This is a genomic window from Caulobacter sp. 73W, assembly GCF_041021955.1.
Taxonomy (GTDB): domain Bacteria; phylum Pseudomonadota; class Alphaproteobacteria; order Caulobacterales; family Caulobacteraceae; genus Caulobacter.
On record NZ_CP158375.1, the window covers coordinates 1,708,534 to 1,727,466 of the forward strand.

Below are 18,933 nucleotides of genomic sequence, written 5' to 3' on the forward strand. Positions count from 1 at the left end.
ACTTGGTCAGAAGAGTTGGAGTGAAGTCATGATCCGCGCCGCCCTCGTCGCCAGCACGGCAGCCCTCGCCCTGGCGGGCCCGGCTAAAGCCCAGACGGCGCATCCGGATATGTGGCCCAAGGCGCAAAGCCCCGCGGCGATGAGCGACGCGGCCACCGAGGCCAAGGTGCGTGACCTGCTGTCGAAGATGACCTTGGAGGAAAAGGTCGGCCAGACCATCCAGGCCGACATCTCTTACATCAAGCCCGAGGACCTTAAGACCTATCCGCTTGGCTCGCTGCTGGCGGGCGGCAGTTCGGGCCCCTTCGGTGACGAGCGGGGCGACGCGGCCAAGTGGCTGGCCATGGTCAACGCGTTTCGCGAGGCGGCGGCCCAGCGCCCCGGCGCCAAGATCCCGCTGATGTTCGGCATCGACGCCGTTCACGGGCACAACAACCTGGTCGGGGCGACGCTGTTTCCGCACAACATCGGCCTGGGCGCGGCGCACGATCCGGACCTGATCGGCCGCATCGGCGAGGCCACCGCCAAGGAGGTCGCCGCCACGGGCGCCGACTGGACTTTCGGCCCAACCCTGGCCGTTCCGCGCGACGATCGCTGGGGGCGCACCTATGAGGGTTACGGCGAGACGCCGGAACTGGCGCGCGCCTATGCCGGCCCCATGACCCTTGGTCTGCAGGGCAAGCTTATGGCGGACAGTCCGCTGTCCAATGGCCGCATCGCAGGCTCGGCCAAGCACTTCTTGGCCGACGGCGGCACGGAGGCTGGGCTTGACCAAGGCGACTTCAAGGGGACCGAGCGCGAGCTCATCGACCAGCACCTGTCTGGCTACCGTGAGGCGATCGACGCCGGCGTCCTGACCATCATGGCCTCGTTCTCCAGTTGGAACGGGGTCAAGCACACCGGCAGCAAGAGCGTGTTGACCGACGTCCTTAGGGGCCCGCTGGGCTTCGAGGGCTTCGTGGTCGGCGACTGGAACGCCCATGGCCAGGTCCCCGGCTGCAGCAAGGAAAGCTGCGCGGCGGCCATGAACGCGGGGCTGGACATGTACATGGCCCCCGACAGCTGGCGCGCGCTCTACGCCAACACCCTGGCCCAGGTGAAGTCCGGCGAGATCCCGCTGGCTCGCATCGAGGAGGCGGCGGCCCGCATCCTGCGGGTGAAGATCAAGTCCGGCCTCTTTGGTCCGCGCCAGGCTATCGAGGGCGACTTCTCGGTGATCGGCTCCAAGGCGCACCGCGACCTCGCCCGCGAGGCGGTCGCCAAATCCCTGGTGCTGATCAAGAACGACGGCGTCCTGCCCCTCAAGGCCGGCTCGCGGGTGCTGGTGGCGGGCAAGGCGGCCGACGACATCGGCCTGGCGTCGGGCGGCTGGACCATTTCCTGGCAGGGGACGGGTACGACCAACACAGACTTCCTCGGCGGCCAGTCGATCTGGGCCGGGCTGAAGTCCGCGGTCGAGGCGGCCGGCGGCCAGGCTGAACTGCAGGTCGACGGCGCCTTCACCCAAAAGCCCGACGTGGCCGTAGTGGTGTTTGGCGAAGATCCCTATGCGGAGTTCCAAGGCGACGTGGACAATCTGGACTACGCGCCGCACGAGCCGCTGGCCTTGCTGCGCGACCTGAAGTCCAAGGGCGTGCCGACGGTGGCGCTTTTCCTGTCTGGCCGCCCCTTGTGGACCAATCCGGAGATCAACGCCGCCGACGCCTTCGTGGCCGCCTGGCTGCCGGGTAGCCAGGCCGGCGCGGTGGCGGACGTGCTGGCGGCGGGAAAGGACGGCAAGACCCCGCGCGACTTCACCGGCCGCCTGTCCTTCTCTTGGCCCAAGACGGCCGTGCAAGGGCCGCTGAATATTGGTCAGAAGGACTACGATCCGCAGTTCGCCTACGGCTACGGCCTGTCCTACGCAAAACCTGGACGGGTTGGTCCGCTGAGCGAAGTCTCCGGCGTCACGCCGGGGGCCGGCCCGATCGCTCGCTATTTCGCCGACGGCCGCATCGTGGCCCCCTGGTCGCTTACCCTGCAGGACGCCGACGGCCGCACCATGCGGGTTGGCCAGCTGAGGCAGGCCGCCAGTCCCAGCGGCTCGGTCGCCTACGAGATCGTCGACGGCGCCGCGCAGGAATCGGCCCGCCGGTTCACCTTCTCCAAGCCGGGTTTGGCGTGGCTCGGCGGCCGCCCCGTGGATGTGAGCAGCCTGGCCAAGGATGGCTACGCTTTGAGCCTGCGCTACCGCCGGGTGGACGCCGGCACAGCGCCGGTCTGGTTCGGTCTTGAGGGCGCGCTTCGCCCGTTGCCCCCCGCCAGCACCTGGGAGACGGCCACCACCGCGCTGTCGTGCCTGACAAGCGCGGACCTCGCCAAGGTCGGCAAGCCGTTCGTGCTGCGCGCCGAGGGTCCGGCGACGCTGGAGATTGAGGACGTGCGACTGGTGAAGACCGCGCCCGGCGCGTGCCCAAGCTAATTGGCTTGACATCTAGCTTCGTCGGCACACAAATGGCCTGACCAATATTTGTCCAGCTTTGACGCCTGGACCTGCGCGACGAGATCGTCTCCCCTGCTCGGCCGGGCTCCGTCTTCCCCTGGAGCTCGGCCGTCTTTTTATGGACGACAGACGTCGCGGTCCGATCAAGGAGCTTTCGAAAATGCGGTCCATCCTCGCTGCGGCCGCCTTCGGCCTGGCGCTCCTGGGCGCCGCTGGCGCCAAGGCCGCGGGCCCCGTCCTCACCCGCGCAGACCTTCGCGACGGACAATCGCTGAGCGGCGCCTGGACCTATTCGATCGATCCCTACCGGGACGGCCTCTTGGGCTTCCATCGCGGCGAAGCCGGAGCCGGACATCGGCGCTATGACGACAGCGACGTCGACGCCGTCACCCGCGCCGATCCCGCCGCCCTTTATGAATACGACATGCAACGCGGGGCGAGCATCGACCTGCCCGCCTCGTGGCTCACCCACACGCCGCAGCTTCGCCACTATCAGGGCCTTGTCTGGTACCAAAAGCGGTTCGCGGCCAAACCGCCGGCAGGGCAGCGCGCCTTCCTGCGCTTCGAGGCGGCCAACTACACCGCCAAGGTCTATCTGAACGGCAAGCTGGTGGGAGAGCACGAAGGCGGCTTCACACCCTTCGCCTTCGAGGTGACCGACCTGCTGCGCGCGGGCGAGAACAACCTGACCGTCGGGGTCGATTCCACCCCCACGCCCGAAGGCGTTCCGCCGCCGGTCACCGACTGGGAGAACTACGGCGGCCTGACCCGCCCGGTGCGCCTGATCTTCGCCCCCGCCACCTATGTGGACGAGGCCTGGGTGCGTCTCGATCGACAGGGCCGGATCGCCGCCGAGGTGAAGCTGGACGGACGGCAGGCCGCCGGCGCCCCGGTGCGGGTGCGCATCCCGGCTCTCGGCCTGACTATGTCGGGCAAGACCGACGCGGACGGGACCTGGAAGGGCGCAGCCAAGGCGCCCGGCGGCCTAAAGCGCTGGTCGCCGAAGTCTCCGACGCTCTACGACGTGGAGATCGCCGCCTCCGACGACCGGATGCGTGATCGGATCGGCTTTCGCACCATCGAGGTGAAGGGATCCAAGATCCTGCTCAATGGCGCGCCAATCTTCCTGCGCGGGATCAGCCTGCATGAGGAGGAGCTTGGGGAAGAGCCCTCAAGGATCATCACCGAGGCCAACGCCCGCGCCCTTCTGACCGAGGCCCGCGACGGCCTGGGCGCCAACTTCGTGCGCCTGGCGCACTATCCGCATTCGGAGATCACCACCCGCCTGGCCGACGAGATGGGCCTGCTGGTCTGGAGCGAAATCCCCGTCTACTGGCTGGTGGATTTCGCCAATCCGCGCACGCTTTCGCTGGCCCGACAAATGCTGGGCGAGAACATTCGCCGCGACCGCAACCGCGCCTCGATCATCTTCTGGAGCGTGGCCAACGAGACGCCGGTCGGCGAGCAGCGCAACCGGTTCCTTGGGACCCTCGTGGACGACGTGCGGGCTCTGGACGACACACGGCTGGTCACCGCCGCCCTGCTGTCCAATCGCGTGGGCCAGGGCGCGCAGCGACGGACGGTGATCGACGATCCGCTGGGCGCGCGCCTCGATGTGCTGGCGGTGAACACCTACAGCGGCTGGTATGGGAATGACACGCTGGACGAGGTGCCCAACATCCGCTGGGCGGCCACCGACAAGCCGCTGGTGTTCTCCGAGTTCGGCGCCGACGCCAAGGCCGGGTTCCACGACCCCGCACTGCAGCGCAAGTTCTCCGAGGACTTCCAGGCGCGCTATTATCGCCAGACCCTGGCCATGGTCGACAAGGCGCCCAGCGTCGCGGGCATGTCTCCCTGGGTCCTGAAGGACTTTCGCGCGCCGCGCCGCCAGCATCCGATCTATCAGCAGGGCTGGAACCGGAAGGGGCTGATCTCGCCCACCGGCGAGCGCAAGGCCGCCTTCGAGGTGCTCGCCGCCTACTACCGCGATCGGGCGCTCAGCGCGCCCGATCCCTAGCGCTCGGCCAGCGGCCAGACGCAAAGCCCGCCAAGGGGTCTTAGCGGTAGGTGAGCGTCCAGCTGATGCTGAAGGGCGCCGACAGTGTTCGGGGCCCGGCCTTGCAGACCAGCCGCGTCCGCATCGGCCCCGGCGGCGTGCCGGCGTCGGCGGCCTTGTCGAAGGGCTTCGGCTCGCACTGGTCCAGACCTTTGACCGAGAAGCCGGTGACATCGCCGGCCGCAAACTCAAAGCCCGCCCCCGTCCAGGCCGGATCGGATGAGTAGGTCCCCAGCTCCAGGTCGATGGCGCTCACCGCCAGCGGCGCCTTGGGCGTATATCGGTCGGTGCGCACGATGCGTCCGGGCTTGAAGACGTAGGTGGTCGCCACGGCAAGACGGTCGTCCGGACGCGGGCCCTTGTCGCCCATCAGATCCATCTGATCCTGGCGCCAGGTGACCGTGGTGGTCGCGCCGGCCGGCGCCACCTTGGCGTCCTTGAAATAGGCCAGAGGCATCAGCTGCGCCCCGTCGGCGAGGGTGAAGCGCGGGACCAGATGCGGCGCCTTGCCGTCGGCGACCCCCGAAAGCATCCCTGCCGAGAACGGAACGGGGAAGTACGGGCTGTGCATGTGCTGACCATCGCCGCCGTTGATCACCGGCAGGCTGATCACGTGATCGCCCTCGCGCAAGGTGACCACGAGGCGGTCGTGCTCTGCGCGCGCGAACCAGGTCGTTTGACGCTTGGGCAGGGTCTTCAGCCAGGCCGCGAAACTGGGCGACGGCGCCTTGTTGCGGAAGCCCTGCTGATCCCAGATCCGGCTGGTGTAGATGTACTGGCGGGCGAGACTCAGGTTCTCGCCCAAAATGCGGTGCTTGCCGCGATAGGCGTCCGTGCGGCGTCCGTTCTCCCACATGTCGACCGAGCGCATGGCGGGATTGAACCAGAAGTCGGCGTACCGGGCGGCGATACGCGAGGAGAAGGCGTAGGCCATCTCCTTCTCCTTGGGCGTCAGCACGTCGAGAACGGCGGCGGCGGTGAGAACCTCCAGAAAGGCCGTCTCGCCATAGGCCCCGATGCTGCGTCCGTATTCGAAGCCCTCGCCGTAAAGGTTGAAGCGCGGCAGCATCATGTCCACCGACTTGCGCAGCCAGCCCTTCAGCTCGGGCGTCGCGGGAATGTCGCTTTCGATGAAGCGATGAGCGATCTCGCCGATCAGGAGGACGCTGTAGCGATCGAAGCGGCCATCGCCGTCGGTCTCGTCGGCGAAACCATACTCGCCGGAGTACTTGCGATAGTGATCCAGCATGCGGGCCAGCAGCGCCTCGCTGGCCGAGGCGTCCTCCCAACCCATCTGGTAGCGCAGGCGCGCCACGCTGAAGGCGACGCCGTAATAGTTGTTGGGCAGATCGATGAGGGTGAGGTCGTCGGCGCGGACAAAGCGCCGCCAGTCCAGCTTGGCCTTGAGCTTGGCCTGGGTTGAGGGTGATACGGCCTCGTCGAGAAGGCCGGCCTCTTTGAGCATGTGGAGCGCCTGGATGTAGTAATAGACGCCCCAGGTGTCGTTCTTGTCCTCCACCGTCATGTCCGCGATCTCGCGGAAGCCGGCGAGGTAGCGCTCGAAGCGTGGATCGGTGCGCGGCGTGTCGATGAGAAGATAGCTCAGCCCGATGGCGATCTTGCCGGGCAGGAACTTGTCGTCCGCCTCGAACACCTTGATCCCGTCCAGGGTCATGTCGCGCCGCTCGGCCAGCAGCTTGCCGAGCAGATAATCGATCTGGGGCATGATGCGCTGCTCGACGGTAGCGTTCATGGGCGCGGCGGTCGCATAGGCCTCGCCGCGCGGCGACAGCGGGGCGGCGATGGCGGGGGCGGCCACGCCGGCCAGCAAGGCGGTGATCAAAAGCGGGGCGGGCTTGAACATGACATTACTCGACGACAGGAAATCAAAGCGGCCAATTGGCCTGACCATTTAAGGCGTGACGGCGCGTGGTTGGGAAAACGCCTACGAAGCTGGCTTGAGCTTGCGCATCTCCGAGCCCGCGAGCAGGAACGCGCCGACCCCGTAAAGCTGGCTGTCCTCGCGTTTCACCTGCTCGGGCGCGTTGCCCACCTGCTGCACCCAGCCCAGCTTGCCGTCGGCCTCCACCGCGGCCAGCAGGGCCGACCAGCCCTTGTCGATGACCGGCATGTAGGTGGCGCGGTCCAGGACGCCGTGGTTCACACCCCAGGCCAGACCGTAGACGAAGAAGCCGGCGGCGCTGGTCTCGGGGTTCTGTCCCGCCCCGCCGTGCAAGGAAGCAGGCCAGTAGCCCGCCGGTGATTGCAGCGGCGCGATGGCCGAGGCCATCTGGCGCATCAGCGTCTCGTAGCGCGGGCGGCTTGGGTGGTCGGCGGGCAGGGCTTCGAGCATGCGCACGATGCCGGCGAAGACCCACGCGTTGCCCCGACCCCAGAAGATCTTCTCGCCCTTGGGACCCTTGCGCTCGAAGAAACGGCCATCGCGGTAATAGAGGTGATCGGTCTTGTCGTAGAGATAATCCGTGGTCGCCCAGAACTCCTTGTCTCCATAGGCGGCGTAGCGCGGATCGCCGGTTTCGCGGCTGAGGCCCGCCCAGACCGACGGCGCCATGAAGAGGGCGTCGCTCCAGCACCAGCGCGGCTGGCAGGCCAACTCCATGCCCTTCACGCCCGGGACGAACTCCAGGCTGTTTTGCGGCGGGTCGGCCAGGATGGCGTCGAAGCGCGCCTTGATCTTGGCGAAAGCCGCGTCATCGCCGGTCTGCTCGTGGATCCAGAGCCAGGTCTGACCGATGGCGTGGTCGTCGGCATGCAGCGGGCGATGGCCAAGCGCGTACTGGCGGTCGGCTCCTACCGCCTTGATCGCCGCGGCGTATTTTGGATCGACGCCAAGGTCGGCAAGTTCGGTCATGCCGACCCAGAACGCCGCCTGCACCCAACCGGTCGGATCCTCCACCCGGTCACGGAAGGCTGTGATGTAGTCAAAGTTGTCCATGTGGGCCAACTGCCAGTCGGCCACCCGGCGCATGGCCGAAACCGGGGCTTCCTGCGACGCGGGCGCCGCCTGGGCCGCGCCTGCCGCCAGGACGGCGATCGTCGCACCTGCGATCAACCAGTTTCTCATGGACGCCTCCCGCTTATGATTGGCGTCAGTTGTGCGGTATCGGCGATGGTGGTCAAGCCAAAAGCGGCTAAAAGCCACAGATTGCCAAAATTGGTCCGGCCAGTTTCACCCCCCAGGCGTCAGATCGAGGCGCGACGGGCCAGTTCATGCCGGCGCGCGGCGGTCTCGCTGCGGGCCTTTTGCAGCGCTTCCATCTCGGTGGCGGCCAGCAGGTCCTCGATCACGCGGCCAAGATGATCGCGCATGGTCTGGCGCGCCCGGACCGGATCGCGGCTGCGCAGGGCCTCGAGAATCAGCTGGTGGTCGTCGATGAGCGGCCGCGATCCGGCCTCGCGAGCCCGCGCCAGCATGGCGGCGCAAAGAGGCGACTTATAGCGAACGTCCCAAAGCTCCTCGACCACCGCGACCAGGGCGGCGTTGCGGGTCGCCTGAGCGATGGTGACATGAAAGCTCCGATCGGCCTTTTCCCCCGCCACGTCGGCGGCGTTCTCGGCGATCATGGCCTTTACGATCTGGCTTAGCTGCCCAAGCTCCTCGTCGCTGATGGTCGTGGCGGCGAGGGCGCAGACCTCGCCCTCCACCAGGCGGCGAGCCTCCGTCAGCTCGAAGGCGCCGATATCCAGCTCCGGCTCGGCCTCGGCGGCCTTCTTGGCGCCGTCGGTGACATAGATGCCCGAGCCATGGCGCGCCTCGACAAGACCCCAGATCTCCAGCGCGATCATCGCCTCGCGGATGGTGGGCCGGCTCACGCCGAATTCCTCGGCGAGATCGCGCTCGGAAGGCAGACGGCCCCCCGTCGGGTAGCGCTGGCGGCGGATCGCCGTCGCCACGGCGTCGGCGACCTGCTGGTAGAGCTTCCTGGCGTCGGCGGTCGTGGTGGTCATGCTGACTTTGTACAGCGGCGGGACGTCTCTTGTCAGGCCCCGCGTCACTGAACAGACCTCAAATCGAGCACACAACGACCACGGGTCGCCGAAGCTCGCCCTTGACGTCGGCCTGACAGGCAAGCATTGGTGGCCTGACCAATTTTACGAGCCTGTCGATGAACGCCATGATCCCCTCGTCCGAAATCAGCTCCCTGGCGTCGCCGCTGACCATCACTGGCGCCAAGGTGATCGTCACATGCCCGGGCCGCAACTTCGTGACCCTCAAGATCGAAACGTCGAACGGCGTCTACGGTCTGGGCGACGGGACGCTGAACGGACGAGAGCTGGCCGTGGTCAGCTATCTGGAAGATCACGTGATCCCCTGCCTGATCGGGCGGGACGCCCATCAGATCGAGGACATCTGGCAGTACCTCTATCGCGGCGCCTACTGGCGTGGCGGCCCGGTGACCATGACCGCGATCGCGGCCGTCGATACTGCTCTTTGGGACATCAAGGGCAAGGCCGCCGGCCTGCCCGTCTATCAGCTCCTGGGGGGCGCGTGCCGCACCGGCGTGACCGTCTACGGGCACGCCAATGGCGAGACCATCGACGAGACCATCGCCGAGGCGGTGAAGTACAAGGCCCTGGGCTATAAGGCGATCCGCCTGCAGACCGGCGTGCCTGGCCTGGCCAGCACCTATGGCGTCTCCAGGGACAAGATGTTCTACGAGCCGGCCGACGCGGACATGCCGACCGAGAACATCTGGTCGACCCCCCAATACATGGCCCACACCCCAAGGCTCTTCGAAAGGGCGCGTGAGGTCCTGGGCTGGGACGTGCATCTTCTGCATGACGTGCACCATCGCCTCACCCCCATAGAGGCCGGCCGCCTGGGCAAGGATCTGGAGCCTTATCGTCTCTTCTGGCTGGAGGACGCGGTCCCGGCTGAAAACCAGGCCAGCTTCCGCCTGATCCGCCAGCACACCACCACACCGCTGGCGGTGGGCGAGATCTTCTCCTCGATCTGGAGCTGCAAGCAGCTGATCGAAGAACAGCTCATCGACTACGTGCGCGCCACGGTCGTCCATGCCGGGGGGATCAGCCACCTGCGCAAGGTCGCCAGTTTCGCGGCCATGCACAATGTGAAGACCGGCTGCCATGGCGCCACCGACCTGTCGCCGGTCTGCATGGCGGCGGCCCTGCACTTCGACCTCTCGATCCCCAACTTCGGCCTGCAGGAATACATGCGCCACACCGAAGAGACGGACGCGGTCTTCCCCCACGCCTACAGCTTCCAGGACGGCATGCTGCACCCTGGCGACAAGCCCGGCCTGGGCGTCGACATCGACGAAGTTTTGGCGGGCAAGCATCCCTACCGACGCGCCTACCTGCCCGTGAACCGTCTTCGCGACGGCACGATGTTCGACTGGTGACCTGACGGGCCTCACGGTCCGCCTGAATTGGAACAACCCAGCCTTTCACGAGGTTGGCCCGCACGCAGAAATGCGGACAGGCCAATTACTCGACCCTTGGCCTGCGATGTGACCAGAGGTTCCGGCCCTACCGACCTAGGCGACTGAATACTCTGGTCTTTTTATCACGATCCACGGCGAAATAGCCGCTAAGCGCGGGAAATTTGGTCAGGCCACTATTGCTACCGGTGTCATGATCGATGTATTTCAAGATCGAAACGAGACCGGCTTCAGACCGGTCGCACCAGGGGAGTTGAAGATGAGCCGCCATTCGACCGCGCGCCTGCGCGCCATGCTGCTGGCCACCGCCGCGATCGTCCTGCCAGGCTCCGCCCTGGCTCAGGAAGCTGCGCCCTCGGCCGCCAATGAGCAGGTTGAGGAGGTGGTGGTCACCGGCATCCGCGCCACCCAGCGCAACTCAATCGCCACTAAGCGCAACACCGAAACCGTCGTCGACGCCATCGTCAATGACGAGATCGGCGCCCTGCCCGACAACTCCATCGGCGATACGCTCGAGCGGATCACCGGCGTCACGGCCGACCGCTTCAAGGGCAACGCCAACGAGCTTTCGGTGCGGGGCCTGGGCCCGACGCTCAGCTTCTCGACCTTCAACGGCCGCGAGGTCTCCACTGCGGGCCCCGACCGCTCTGTGGCCTTCCAGCAGTTTCCTTCCGAACTGGTCAACGGGGTGCTGGTCTACAAGACCCAGCAGGCCGACATGCCCGAAGGCGGCATCGCCGGGGTGATCAACCTACGCTCCATTCGCCCGCTGGAGGCGCGCCCTCGCCTGCAGGCCGAGATCCGCGGCGTCTATCTGCCCAAGGATGACGCCATCAATGGCCGCAACGGCCTTGGCAGCCGCATCAACATCTCCGGCACCGACCGCTGGGACACCAGGATCGGCAGCATCGGCCTGTCCCTTGGCTGGCAGCATCAGGATCAGGCGCAGCCTGAGGACTACTACACCACCAACTCCGCCTTCATTCCGTGCAGCACCGCCGCGCGCGATCCCGGTCTGATCACCGGCACGGCGGCGCAACAGACGGCCGCCGGCGCGAGCTTCAACTGCGCCTTGCGGCCGACCCTGTCGGCGGCCAACCAGGCCGGCGTGACGGAGACGCCGATCTATTTTGGCACCACCTCGCGCACCTTCCGCCAGATCAACACGAGCGAAGTGCGCGACGGGGTGATCGGCGCGCTGCAATGGCGCCCCAGCGACCGGCTCGATTTCGTCCTCGACGGCCAGTACTCCAAGCGCTCCAGCATGGAGAACCGCAACCAATTTTCGATCACCGAGGCGGCCCGTGGGATCCAGCCCCTGCTGATCGGCGATGGCGAAAACGGCTACAGCAACGGCGCGCTCATGCGCTACGCCGGCAACTCCAATCTGGAGATCCAGCTGGAAGACCGCCTGCGCGAGGAGGAGTATGTGGGCGGCGGTCTCGAGGTGATCTGGAAGGGCGATCGCCTGACGCTCACCAGCGACCTGTCCTACTCCACCTCCCATCGCACCGAACTGCAAAAGGCGGCCAACATGCGCTCGGGCCGTCGTGTGGCCTACACGCTCGACGGCACCAACGACGTGGTCCCGGACGTGACCTTCGTCGACTTCGACATCAACAATCCGTCCAACTTCCTGATCGCGACCCCGGCCAGCAACAGCAACTACGCTCGCTACCGCCTGGTGACCGACCGCAAGGACGACATCGGCGCCATCCGCATCGACGGCAAGTACGACCTGGGCGAGGGCTTCTTCCACACCTTGAGTGCCGGCGTGCGCTACTCGCACCACAACCGCACCAACGACGCCAACAACAACGCCGATCAGCCCATCCCCCTGGCCAGGGACGGCTTGAGCGCCGCTCAGATCGTCGCGCGCGCCAACCAAAGCTGCCGCATCCCGTTCGCCACGAGCAAGTTCGCCGACAAGTCCTCCACCAACATCCGTTCGTGGGCGCAGTTCGACACCGGCTGCCTGTTCCGCAACTACACGGGCCAGGAAACCTTGCCGCTCCTGGCCGACAGCCGCGGCCCCGAGGACGTGGACGTCACCGAAAAGATCGGCGCCGTCTATCTGATGGGCCAGTTCCGCTCCGAACTGGGCGCCATCCCGGTCAGCGGCAATGTCGGCCTGCGTTATGTGACCACCAAGGTTGAATCGACCGGCTTCCGCTCGGCGGTGACGGTGACCCCCGCCACGGCCGGCTCGATCGCCACGGTCGTCACCGTGCCGGGCACCCTGACCACGGTGGAGGGCAAGGGCGACTACGACTACTGGCTGCCCAGCCTCAATGTGAACTTCGACCTCAACGACAAGACGCGTCTTCGCTTCGCCGGCTCGCGCGCCATCGCGCGGGTGGGGATCGAGGAGTTCAATGTCGGCATCACGCCCTTCGTGGACGCCAACGCCACAAGCGTGGCCGGCGCGCTGGCCAACTCCACCACCGGCAATCCGCAGCTCAAGCCGCTGGAGAGCTGGAATCTCGATGCGTCCCTGGAGTTCTATCTGACGCCGGAAAGCGCGCTCTCCTTCGCCACCTACTACAAGTGGATCAAGGGCGCGGCCTTCGATGCGGTGCAGCCTTTCACCACCTCGATCATCGCCAACGGCCAACTCGTCGAGTTCAACGCCGTGGCGCCGGCGAACGACACCAAGACGCGCACCCTCTATGGCTTCGAGGCCACCGGCAGCTACGTCTTCACCATGCTGCCGCAACCCTTCGACGGCTTGGGCGCCACGGTGGGCTACAACTTCGCCGAGGCCGACTTCGAGTTCCCCGACCCGTCGACCGTGGCCCCCTACGTGGCGGCGGCCAACCTGCGCGGCCTCTCCAAGCACACTGTCAACGGCTCGGTGTTCTGGGAAGGCGAGAAGCTGCAGCTTCGCGCCTCGTATCGCTACCGTTCGGACTATTCCAAGCCCAACAGCAGCACCAACCGCTCCGTGCGCGGCTCGGGCATCCTCAACCTATCGGCCAATTACGACCTGACCGACAACATTCAGCTCAAGCTGCAGGCCCTGAACGTCACCGGCGCCCGCGACATCATGTACAAGGCTGGCGAGGACTCGATCACCGAGGTCAGCGAGAGCGGTCCGCAGTACTTCTTCGGCGTGCGCTTCCGCTATTAAGCGCATGCTCACCGGAGCGGTCATGGATCGACGCATGTTCCTGGCGGGCGCTGCCCTGGCCGCGTCCACGTCGCGGGCGGCGGCCTCGCCGCTCGACCTTCGCACGATCGATCATGACCGCATCGTGCGGGCGGCGGACCGCTATCTGGACGCGCCGCCCGTCACGCTTACCGCATCTCGCGCGGCCCGCAGCCCAGGGGGGCCGCACGACTACTATTCGGAAGCCGACTACTGGTGGCCCGATCCCACGCGCCCGGGCGGTCCCTATGTGCGCCGTGACGGCTACTCCAATCCGGCCAAGTTCACCGCCCACCGCGACGCGCTGATCCGTCTGGGCGTCCAGGCGCCGGCCCTGGCCGCCGCCTTCGCGGTGACGGGCAAGGCGCGCTACGCCGACCACGCAGAGGCCCATCTGCGCGCCTGGTTCGTCGACCCGGCGACCCGAATGAACCCGCACCTGGAGCACGCTCAGGCGATCATCGGCGTCAATACCGGCCGGGGCATCGGCGTCATCGACACCTTGCATCTGGTGGAGGTGGCGCGCGCCGTCGCCGTGCTCGCCGACCTGCGGCCCGGCGCGATCGTCTCCGATGAGGCGCCCGCCTGGTTCGACCGCTATCTGACCTGGATGACCACCTCGTCCAACGGGATCGACGAGCGTGACCAGGTCAACAACCACGGCTCATGCTGGGCGCTGCAGTGCGCCCAATTCGCTCGCCTGGCCAGACGACCGGAGCAACTGGAGCTGGCCCGGCGACGGATCAAGGCCCTGATCCCGGGCCAGATCTCCCCCGACGGCTCGCAGCCCCTGGAGCTCGCGCGCACCAAACCCTTCGGCTACAGCCTGTTCAATCTCGACGTGCTGGCCGCCTGCGCGCACCTGCTGTCGCGGCCAGGCGACGACCTTTGGCGCTTCAGGGGGGCTGGCGGCGGCTCCATCGCCGACGCGGTGGCCTATATGGCGCCGTTCATCGCGGACAAATCTCTTTGGCCCAAGGCGCCGGACGTTGAGGCCTGGGAGGGATGGCCCGTGAGGCATCCGTCCCTGCTGTTTGCGGGTCTAGCTCTGAACCGCCCCGCCTATCTTGATCTTTGGCGGAGCCTGCCGGCCGACCCCGTGGACGACGAGATCATCCGCAACTACCCGATTCGACAGCCCGTACTTTGGATCGCCTCGTAGGACGCCCCGCCCTTGACCTGCGGGTCCAGCCTCACTTGGGCTGCGGGTTGGAACGCGTCGGCTTGCGAACCTAGTCGTTGCGCGACTGACCCGGTCCGCTAAACCCTCTCGCCGAGCGACGGCGGCCGGTCGATGCGGCGATCTCAGCGGAGCAACGCCCATGTGCAACCTCTATGAGATGATGAAGGTGCGGGCCGAGGCCGCCGCGATCGTTCGCGCTATGGGCGACCGAAACAATAACCAGCCGCCAATGCCGGAGGTCTATCCCAACTACGCCGCGCCCATCGTCACCCGCGCCGCGGATGGATCGCGCCAGATGCAAGACGCGGTCTGGGGCATGCCGTCGTCGAAGAAGGCGTTGTTCGACGCGGCTTCCAAGCGAGCCGACAAGCTGCGGGCCAAGGGCCAGGACGTCGACTTCGCCCAGCTGCTTCGCATGGAGCCGGACAAGGGCGTGACCAACGTACGCAACACCTCAAGCCCGCATTGGAAGCCGTGGCTTGGCCCCGGGCACCGCTGCCTCGTGCCCTTCACCGCCTTCAGCGAACCGGACCAGGTCGGCCGCACCTTGAGGCCGATCTGGTTTTCGCTCTCGGAAGAACGGCCCCTGGCCTTCTTCGCCGGCATCTGGAAGCCGGCTCACTCCTGCGTTCGCAAGATCAAAGACGGCGAGGTCACCTGCGACGTCTACGGCTTCCTGACCACCGAGGCCAACGCCGAGGTCGGCGCCTATCACGACAAGGCCATGCCGGTGATCCTCACCAGCGAGGCCGAGCGCGATCTTTGGCTAAGCGACGCGCCCTGGGCTGAGGTCGCTCACCTGCAGCGTCCGTTGCCTGATGGCGCGCTTAAGATCGTCGCTGCGCCCGCCAAGGAAGAGGCGCAGCCTTCACAGGCGCGCCTCCTGTAAACAGACCTTTCAGGCGGCTATCCTTGAGACGCTGCTGGACGTCAGACGTCAGCCCAGCGGCTTTGATCACTCAGTTCGAACCGTCCTTGCACGACAAGCCCCTCCAGGTCGTAGATGCGTTCGATACGGCCATTCAGCTCGTGACGCGCCAGCCGGTCCATCAATCGCGTCCCAAAGCCTTTGCGCTCAGGAGCCGAAACGCGAGGGCCGCCGGTCTCACGCCAGAGGAAATCCACCCTTCGCTCACCGACCGTTCTCCATTGGACCTCGATACGGCCCTCCAAGGTCGAAAGAGCGCCGTACTTGATGCTGTTGGTCGTAAGCTCGTGGATGATCATGCACAGCGCCAGCGCCGCCTCCGGCGGAAGGAGGACCGACGGTCCCTCCAGGTCGATCTGGTTGTCGGGACGAATGGCGCACCGACCGACGACATCATGGATATCGATCCGCGCCCAAGCGCTGATCGTGAGAAGGTCGTGCGCCTGCCCCAAGGCGGAGAGCCGCTCTTCGAACTTCGCCCGAGCGTCTCCATCGACCTGCCTGAACGTCTGCATGGCCAAGGCCTGAACGGTCGCCAGGGTGTTCTTCACCCGGTGATTGAGCTCGTTGATCATCAGCTTCTGACGCGCCTCGCGTCGCTCCAGTTCGAACGAAGCGCCAGCCAACGCCGCTTGAACGCGATCAAAGTTGGCGATCGTGCCGCTACGTGCGTTGACGATCTGCCCGTGGCCCACCGCCTTGGCGTCATTCTCCAAGGCGTCAAGCTCGCGCGAGATGGAACGGGCCTGCAGGCTGACCACAAGAACGCCCAGGCTTCCGGCCAAGAGGACGACAAGCGTCACACCCAAAACGTTGGTCCAGATCGGCCCTATGAGTGACCGCTTCGGCACGACCACCAGGGTCGTCCAGCCCGCCACGCGTGACGGAGCGTACGCGACCATGGTCTTCTCGCCCTCCAAGGAGCGACTAGCCACAACGCCTTCGGGTCCCTTCTTCATGGCGGCGATCATCTCAGCCGTGGCTGAGGCGTTGAGGTAGCGATGGTGATCGCGAGAGCGAGCCAGCACCCGGCGCTGGCCGTCGATGAGCGTCACCATGGCCCGCGGTGGAAGTTTCTGGCGGGCGGTGACCTGCAGGAATCGCGCAGGATCAATCACCAGCGAGACCACAACGTCGCCCTGAGCATACCGGGCGGGAGCATCGATCCCGACCACATAACGGCCCGAGCGCGGCCCCCAGAAGAGATCTGACACCAAAGGCCGACCCGTCTGAAGCGCCGCCAGGATGTTGCGCGGTCGCGGCAGCCCCTGCTCAGGACGTCCGGTCTGCGAGGGCGGGCCGACGAAGGTGTTAAGCACTCGCGCGCCGGTCGCGTCGCTGATGGCCACCCAGCGGTCGGGACCCAGAGCAGCGCGATCAATCCTTTGGCGGGCGCGGACCCAGTCTCGCTCGGAGACCGCCTCTGAGTCGGCTAGCGCGTCAGCAAGCTGCAGGTTGCGAACGAGCTCGGTGTCTACGGCCGCGGCGACGGCCCGGGCGTCAGCCAACAAGGCGCGCTCTTGAGACCTGCGGGCCTCGGCGACATTCAGCGCGACCAGGGCGGCCATCGAAAGCAGGGCCGGCAAGGCGACGGCCAGGACGAGCATGTTCAGGCGCGCGCGCAGCGAACGTCCCGTCGTTCGTCCAAGCATCTGAAAAGCCCCCAACAACGCCGCTCGAAAACTCAGAGCTTGACCACAAGTTCCCAAGGCTCGGCTGCGTCTGTTCGCATGGTTCTAGCCCGGCGCCCACGGCCCATCGGGCTTTGAAAGGCCGGCCGCCTAGCGCGCCGGCGCCGCGTATTCGCGGACAGGTCGACGATGTGGGAAGGCGAACTGGCTTCGCAGTTGTCCGAAGCCTTGGAGGCTCTTCACGCCCGGTCGCGACACTGGCCCGTGCTCGATGGAACTATCTCCCCCGTTTTTGACTTCGCCTCTAAAAAAGGAGGACGCCATGTCAGACGACAAGACCAAGGTCGGCGAGCCCGACCGCAGCTTCATCGCCATGGGCGAGGATCACGAGGTCCGCTACTGGACCGGCAAGTTCGGGGTCGACCGCGACGCCTTGCAGCGCGCCGTCGATCAGGTCGGCAACGGCGCCGCCGACGTCGAGCAGTTCTTGCAAGGCCAGCGGGCGGGCTGATGTCATGCCGCTGCAGCCCATCAAGATCACTCATCGGGGGCAGACCTGGAACGGACATTGGTCGCTGCACGGCCGGGCGCTGAAGATCGATAGCGCCTACGGCTCGGTGTCGACCGATCCGCGCCGACGCCGCCCTGAGCTTGTAGCGGCGGAAGCCCTCACCAAGATCGTCGATGAATGGTGCCTGGCCTCGGCTGCACCGTCCCGAACCTCGTCAATGTCTCGGAGGCGAAATGGGCCGCCCGCAGGGGGATGAATTACGGACGGCCCGGGTGCGCTCAATGAACAACGCCCCACAGCAACGCTTGTTTATGGCCAAGGTTCCACGCGGCGCGCGATAATGCGCGCCCTCTAGCTATCCATCAGCGTCCCAGCGCCAAGGCAGGTCGTAAAGGTGCGGGAAGACCGCCACGTCGTCCGACTTGCAACCGCCCTCGCCGCGGCAAGATAGGCGCGACGCGATCTGCATGATCGGCGTCTGCAGCTTGAACCGGGCCGCAAGGTCGGGCGGCGTCCACTCGATGAGGCGATCGCAACTGCGGCAACAGATCGCAAGCGAGAACCCCTTCTTCAGGTAGTCCTCGACGGTGTCGACGCCGATCTGCTTCAGCTCAAACCGTTGCAGGAGCTTGGCCGGAGGCCTTTTTAGGGTCGATTTCAGATGCAGATGGCTCATGGGCTTGGCCCGTCAGTCTCGGTCGCAGACGCCTCGACCCGTCCAGAGCCCCTATTGACTCCAAACCGGCCCAAGCGGAACAAATGGGGAACAAGAGTGTAACCCCTGCCGTTCCGGAGTCCATGCTTGAGCCGCACCCCCATGGTGCGTTCGCCGCTCTGCGCGCCGATATCGCGCGTCTCGAGACCGGCGGACGTGCGAACAAGACCGTCATCCCGTTCGGGGTGGAAGCGGTCGACCGCCGGCTGCCGGCCCGCGGGCTCGCGGCGCACGCGCTGCACGAGGTGGCGGGCGGAGCGTGCGGGGCGGTCGATGGCGCAGCGCCAGCGCTCTTTGCAGCAGGCATCGCGGCCAGAACCCAGGGCCAGGTGCTTTGGTGCGTCACCCGGCGCGACCTCTTCGCGCCCTCCTTGGCCCAGGCGGGACTTTCCAGCGACCGGGTCATCTATGTGGAGGCCGGCGACGACAAGACGGTGCTGGCCTGTTTCGAAGAGGGTCTGCGTCACGGCGGCCTGGGGGCTGTCGTCGGCGAGATCTCCCGCCTGTCCATGACCGCCTCTCGCCGCCTGCAGCTGGCGGCCGAGACCGGCCAGACCCTTGGCCTCGCCGTTCGCCGCTGGCGACGCCAGGCCGACGCCGCCGACTTTGGCCAACCGACGGCGGCGGCCACGAGGTGGCGGGTCACCGCCCTACCCTCCTCGCCTTTGCCCGTCGCCGGGGTCGGCCGGGCCCGATGGTTTGTCGAACTGATCCGCTGCAAGGCGGGCGACTGCGCCGACTTTGAACTGGAAGCCTGTGATGAGACGGGTCGCCTCGCTCTACCTGCCGACCTGGCCGACCGATCGCTTGCGCAAACGCCTTGGCAAGAGCGCGCCGCCGGCTGAAACGCCGCTGG

General features: G+C 66.5%; 13 protein-coding genes. 8 read left to right on the top strand and 5 right to left on the bottom strand.

Translation table 11 applies throughout. From position 1 onward, the window contains the following. The first annotated feature begins 28 nt into the window (after nucleotides 1–28). Both ABOZ73_RS08135 and ABOZ73_RS08140 read left to right on the top strand, forming a co-directional pair. The gene (locus tag ABOZ73_RS08135; protein ID WP_369062219.1) at nucleotides 29–2,461 is read left to right on the top strand and encodes a glycoside hydrolase family 3 N-terminal domain-containing protein; all 2,433 of its coding nucleotides are present in this window, start codon (nucleotides 29–31) and stop codon (nucleotides 2,459–2,461) included. Nucleotides 2,462–2,642: 181 nt separating this feature from the next. Continuing rightward, nucleotides 2,643–4,499, top strand: coding sequence for a glycoside hydrolase family 2 protein (locus ABOZ73_RS08140; RefSeq protein ID WP_369062221.1), 1,857 nt, complete (start codon nucleotides 2,643–2,645; stop codon nucleotides 4,497–4,499). A gap of 40 nt (nucleotides 4,500–4,539) precedes the next feature. Here ABOZ73_RS08140 and ABOZ73_RS08145 read toward each other — a convergent pair whose 3' ends face one another. From ABOZ73_RS08145 to ABOZ73_RS08155, 3 genes are all read right to left on the bottom strand, one after another. Continuing rightward, nucleotides 4,540–6,402 carry a hypothetical protein gene (locus ABOZ73_RS08145; protein WP_369062223.1) on the bottom strand — a complete coding sequence of 621 codons (1,863 nt, stop codon included), beginning with the start codon at nucleotides 6,400–6,402 and terminating at the stop codon, nucleotides 4,540–4,542. Between the two features lie 81 nt (nucleotides 6,403–6,483). After that, entirely contained in the window at nucleotides 6,484–7,623 is a 1,140-nt protein-coding gene (locus ABOZ73_RS08150; protein WP_369062225.1) for a glycoside hydrolase family 105 protein, read from the bottom strand. Nucleotides 7,624–7,742: 119 nt separating this feature from the next. Next, complete coding sequence (locus ABOZ73_RS08155) at nucleotides 7,743–8,507, bottom strand: FadR/GntR family transcriptional regulator (protein ID WP_369062227.1); 765 nt, start codon at nucleotides 8,505–8,507, stop codon at nucleotides 7,743–7,745. 167 nt (nucleotides 8,508–8,674) lie between these two features. Between ABOZ73_RS08155 and manD the strand changes: the two genes are divergently transcribed. The 4 genes from manD (at nucleotide 8,675) to ABOZ73_RS08175 (ending at nucleotide 15,181) form a co-directional block, all read left to right on the top strand. Further along, nucleotides 8,675–9,922 (top strand): D-mannonate dehydratase ManD, encoded by a 1,248-nt coding sequence (manD, locus tag ABOZ73_RS08160; protein WP_369062505.1) that lies wholly within the window; start codon nucleotides 8,675–8,677, stop codon nucleotides 9,920–9,922. Between the two features lie 298 nt (nucleotides 9,923–10,220). Then, the gene (locus ABOZ73_RS08165; RefSeq protein ID WP_369062229.1) at nucleotides 10,221–13,091 is read left to right on the top strand and encodes a TonB-dependent receptor; all 2,871 of its coding nucleotides are present in this window, start codon (nucleotides 10,221–10,223) and stop codon (nucleotides 13,089–13,091) included. Nucleotides 13,092–13,113: 22 nt separating this feature from the next. Further along, a complete protein-coding gene (locus tag ABOZ73_RS08170) occupies nucleotides 13,114–14,271 on the top strand; it encodes an alginate lyase family protein (RefSeq protein WP_369062230.1) in 1,158 nt (385 codons plus the stop codon). Nucleotides 14,272–14,431: 160 nt separating this feature from the next. Next, the gene (locus ABOZ73_RS08175; protein ID WP_369062232.1) at nucleotides 14,432–15,181 is read left to right on the top strand and encodes an SOS response-associated peptidase; all 750 of its coding nucleotides are present in this window, start codon (nucleotides 14,432–14,434) and stop codon (nucleotides 15,179–15,181) included. Nucleotides 15,182–15,222: 41 nt separating this feature from the next. On the opposite strand, the gene ABOZ73_RS08180 is transcribed toward ABOZ73_RS08175, so the two are convergent. Continuing rightward, complete coding sequence (locus tag ABOZ73_RS08180) at nucleotides 15,223–16,788, bottom strand: sensor histidine kinase (protein WP_369062234.1); 1,566 nt, start codon at nucleotides 16,786–16,788, stop codon at nucleotides 15,223–15,225. 385 nt (nucleotides 16,789–17,173) lie between these two features. Here ABOZ73_RS08180 and ABOZ73_RS08185 point away from each other — a divergent pair, with 385 nt between their 5' ends. Next, nucleotides 17,174–17,362, top strand: coding sequence for a DUF3606 domain-containing protein (locus ABOZ73_RS08185; RefSeq protein ID WP_369062236.1), 189 nt, complete (start codon nucleotides 17,174–17,176; stop codon nucleotides 17,360–17,362). A gap of 355 nt (nucleotides 17,363–17,717) precedes the next feature. Here the strand turns inward: ABOZ73_RS08185 and ABOZ73_RS08190 are convergent, their stop codons facing one another. Beyond that, the gene (locus tag ABOZ73_RS08190; protein ID WP_369062238.1) at nucleotides 17,718–18,038 is read right to left on the bottom strand and encodes a hypothetical protein; all 321 of its coding nucleotides are present in this window, start codon (nucleotides 18,036–18,038) and stop codon (nucleotides 17,718–17,720) included. A 122-nt stretch (nucleotides 18,039–18,160) separates the two neighbouring features. Here ABOZ73_RS08190 and ABOZ73_RS08195 point away from each other — a divergent pair, with 122 nt between their 5' ends. Continuing rightward, nucleotides 18,161–18,922 (top strand): ImuA family protein, encoded by a 762-nt coding sequence (locus ABOZ73_RS08195; RefSeq protein WP_369062240.1) that lies wholly within the window; start codon nucleotides 18,161–18,163, stop codon nucleotides 18,920–18,922. Nucleotides 18,923–18,933 lie beyond the last annotated feature (11 nt).

Coding starts and splice junctions, on each gene's coding strand:
- ABOZ73_RS08135 (WP_369062219.1), top strand. CDS start 29: ATGATCCGCGCCGCCCTCGTCGCCAGCACGGCAGCCCTCGCCCTGGCG.
- ABOZ73_RS08140 (WP_369062221.1), top strand. CDS start 2,643: ATGCGGTCCATCCTCGCTGCGGCCGCCTTCGGCCTGGCGCTCCTGGGC.
- ABOZ73_RS08145 (WP_369062223.1), bottom strand. CDS start 6,402: ATGTTCAAGCCCGCCCCGCTTTTGATCACCGCCTTGCTGGCCGGCGTG.
- ABOZ73_RS08150 (WP_369062225.1), bottom strand. CDS start 7,623: ATGAGAAACTGGTTGATCGCAGGTGCGACGATCGCCGTCCTGGCGGCA.
- ABOZ73_RS08155 (WP_369062227.1), bottom strand. CDS start 8,507: ATGACCACCACGACCGCCGACGCCAGGAAGCTCTACCAGCAGGTCGCC.
- manD (WP_369062505.1), top strand. CDS start 8,675: ATGATCCCCTCGTCCGAAATCAGCTCCCTGGCGTCGCCGCTGACCATC.
- ABOZ73_RS08165 (WP_369062229.1), top strand. CDS start 10,221: ATGAGCCGCCATTCGACCGCGCGCCTGCGCGCCATGCTGCTGGCCACC.
- ABOZ73_RS08170 (WP_369062230.1), top strand. CDS start 13,114: ATGGATCGACGCATGTTCCTGGCGGGCGCTGCCCTGGCCGCGTCCACG.
- ABOZ73_RS08175 (WP_369062232.1), top strand. CDS start 14,432: ATGTGCAACCTCTATGAGATGATGAAGGTGCGGGCCGAGGCCGCCGCG.
- ABOZ73_RS08180 (WP_369062234.1), bottom strand. CDS start 16,788: ATGGCCGCCCTGGTCGCGCTGAATGTCGCCGAGGCCCGCAGGTCTCAA.
- ABOZ73_RS08185 (WP_369062236.1), top strand. CDS start 17,174: ATGTCAGACGACAAGACCAAGGTCGGCGAGCCCGACCGCAGCTTCATC.
- ABOZ73_RS08190 (WP_369062238.1), bottom strand. CDS start 18,038: ATGAGCCATCTGCATCTGAAATCGACCCTAAAAAGGCCTCCGGCCAAG.
- ABOZ73_RS08195 (WP_369062240.1), top strand. CDS start 18,161: ATGCTTGAGCCGCACCCCCATGGTGCGTTCGCCGCTCTGCGCGCCGAT.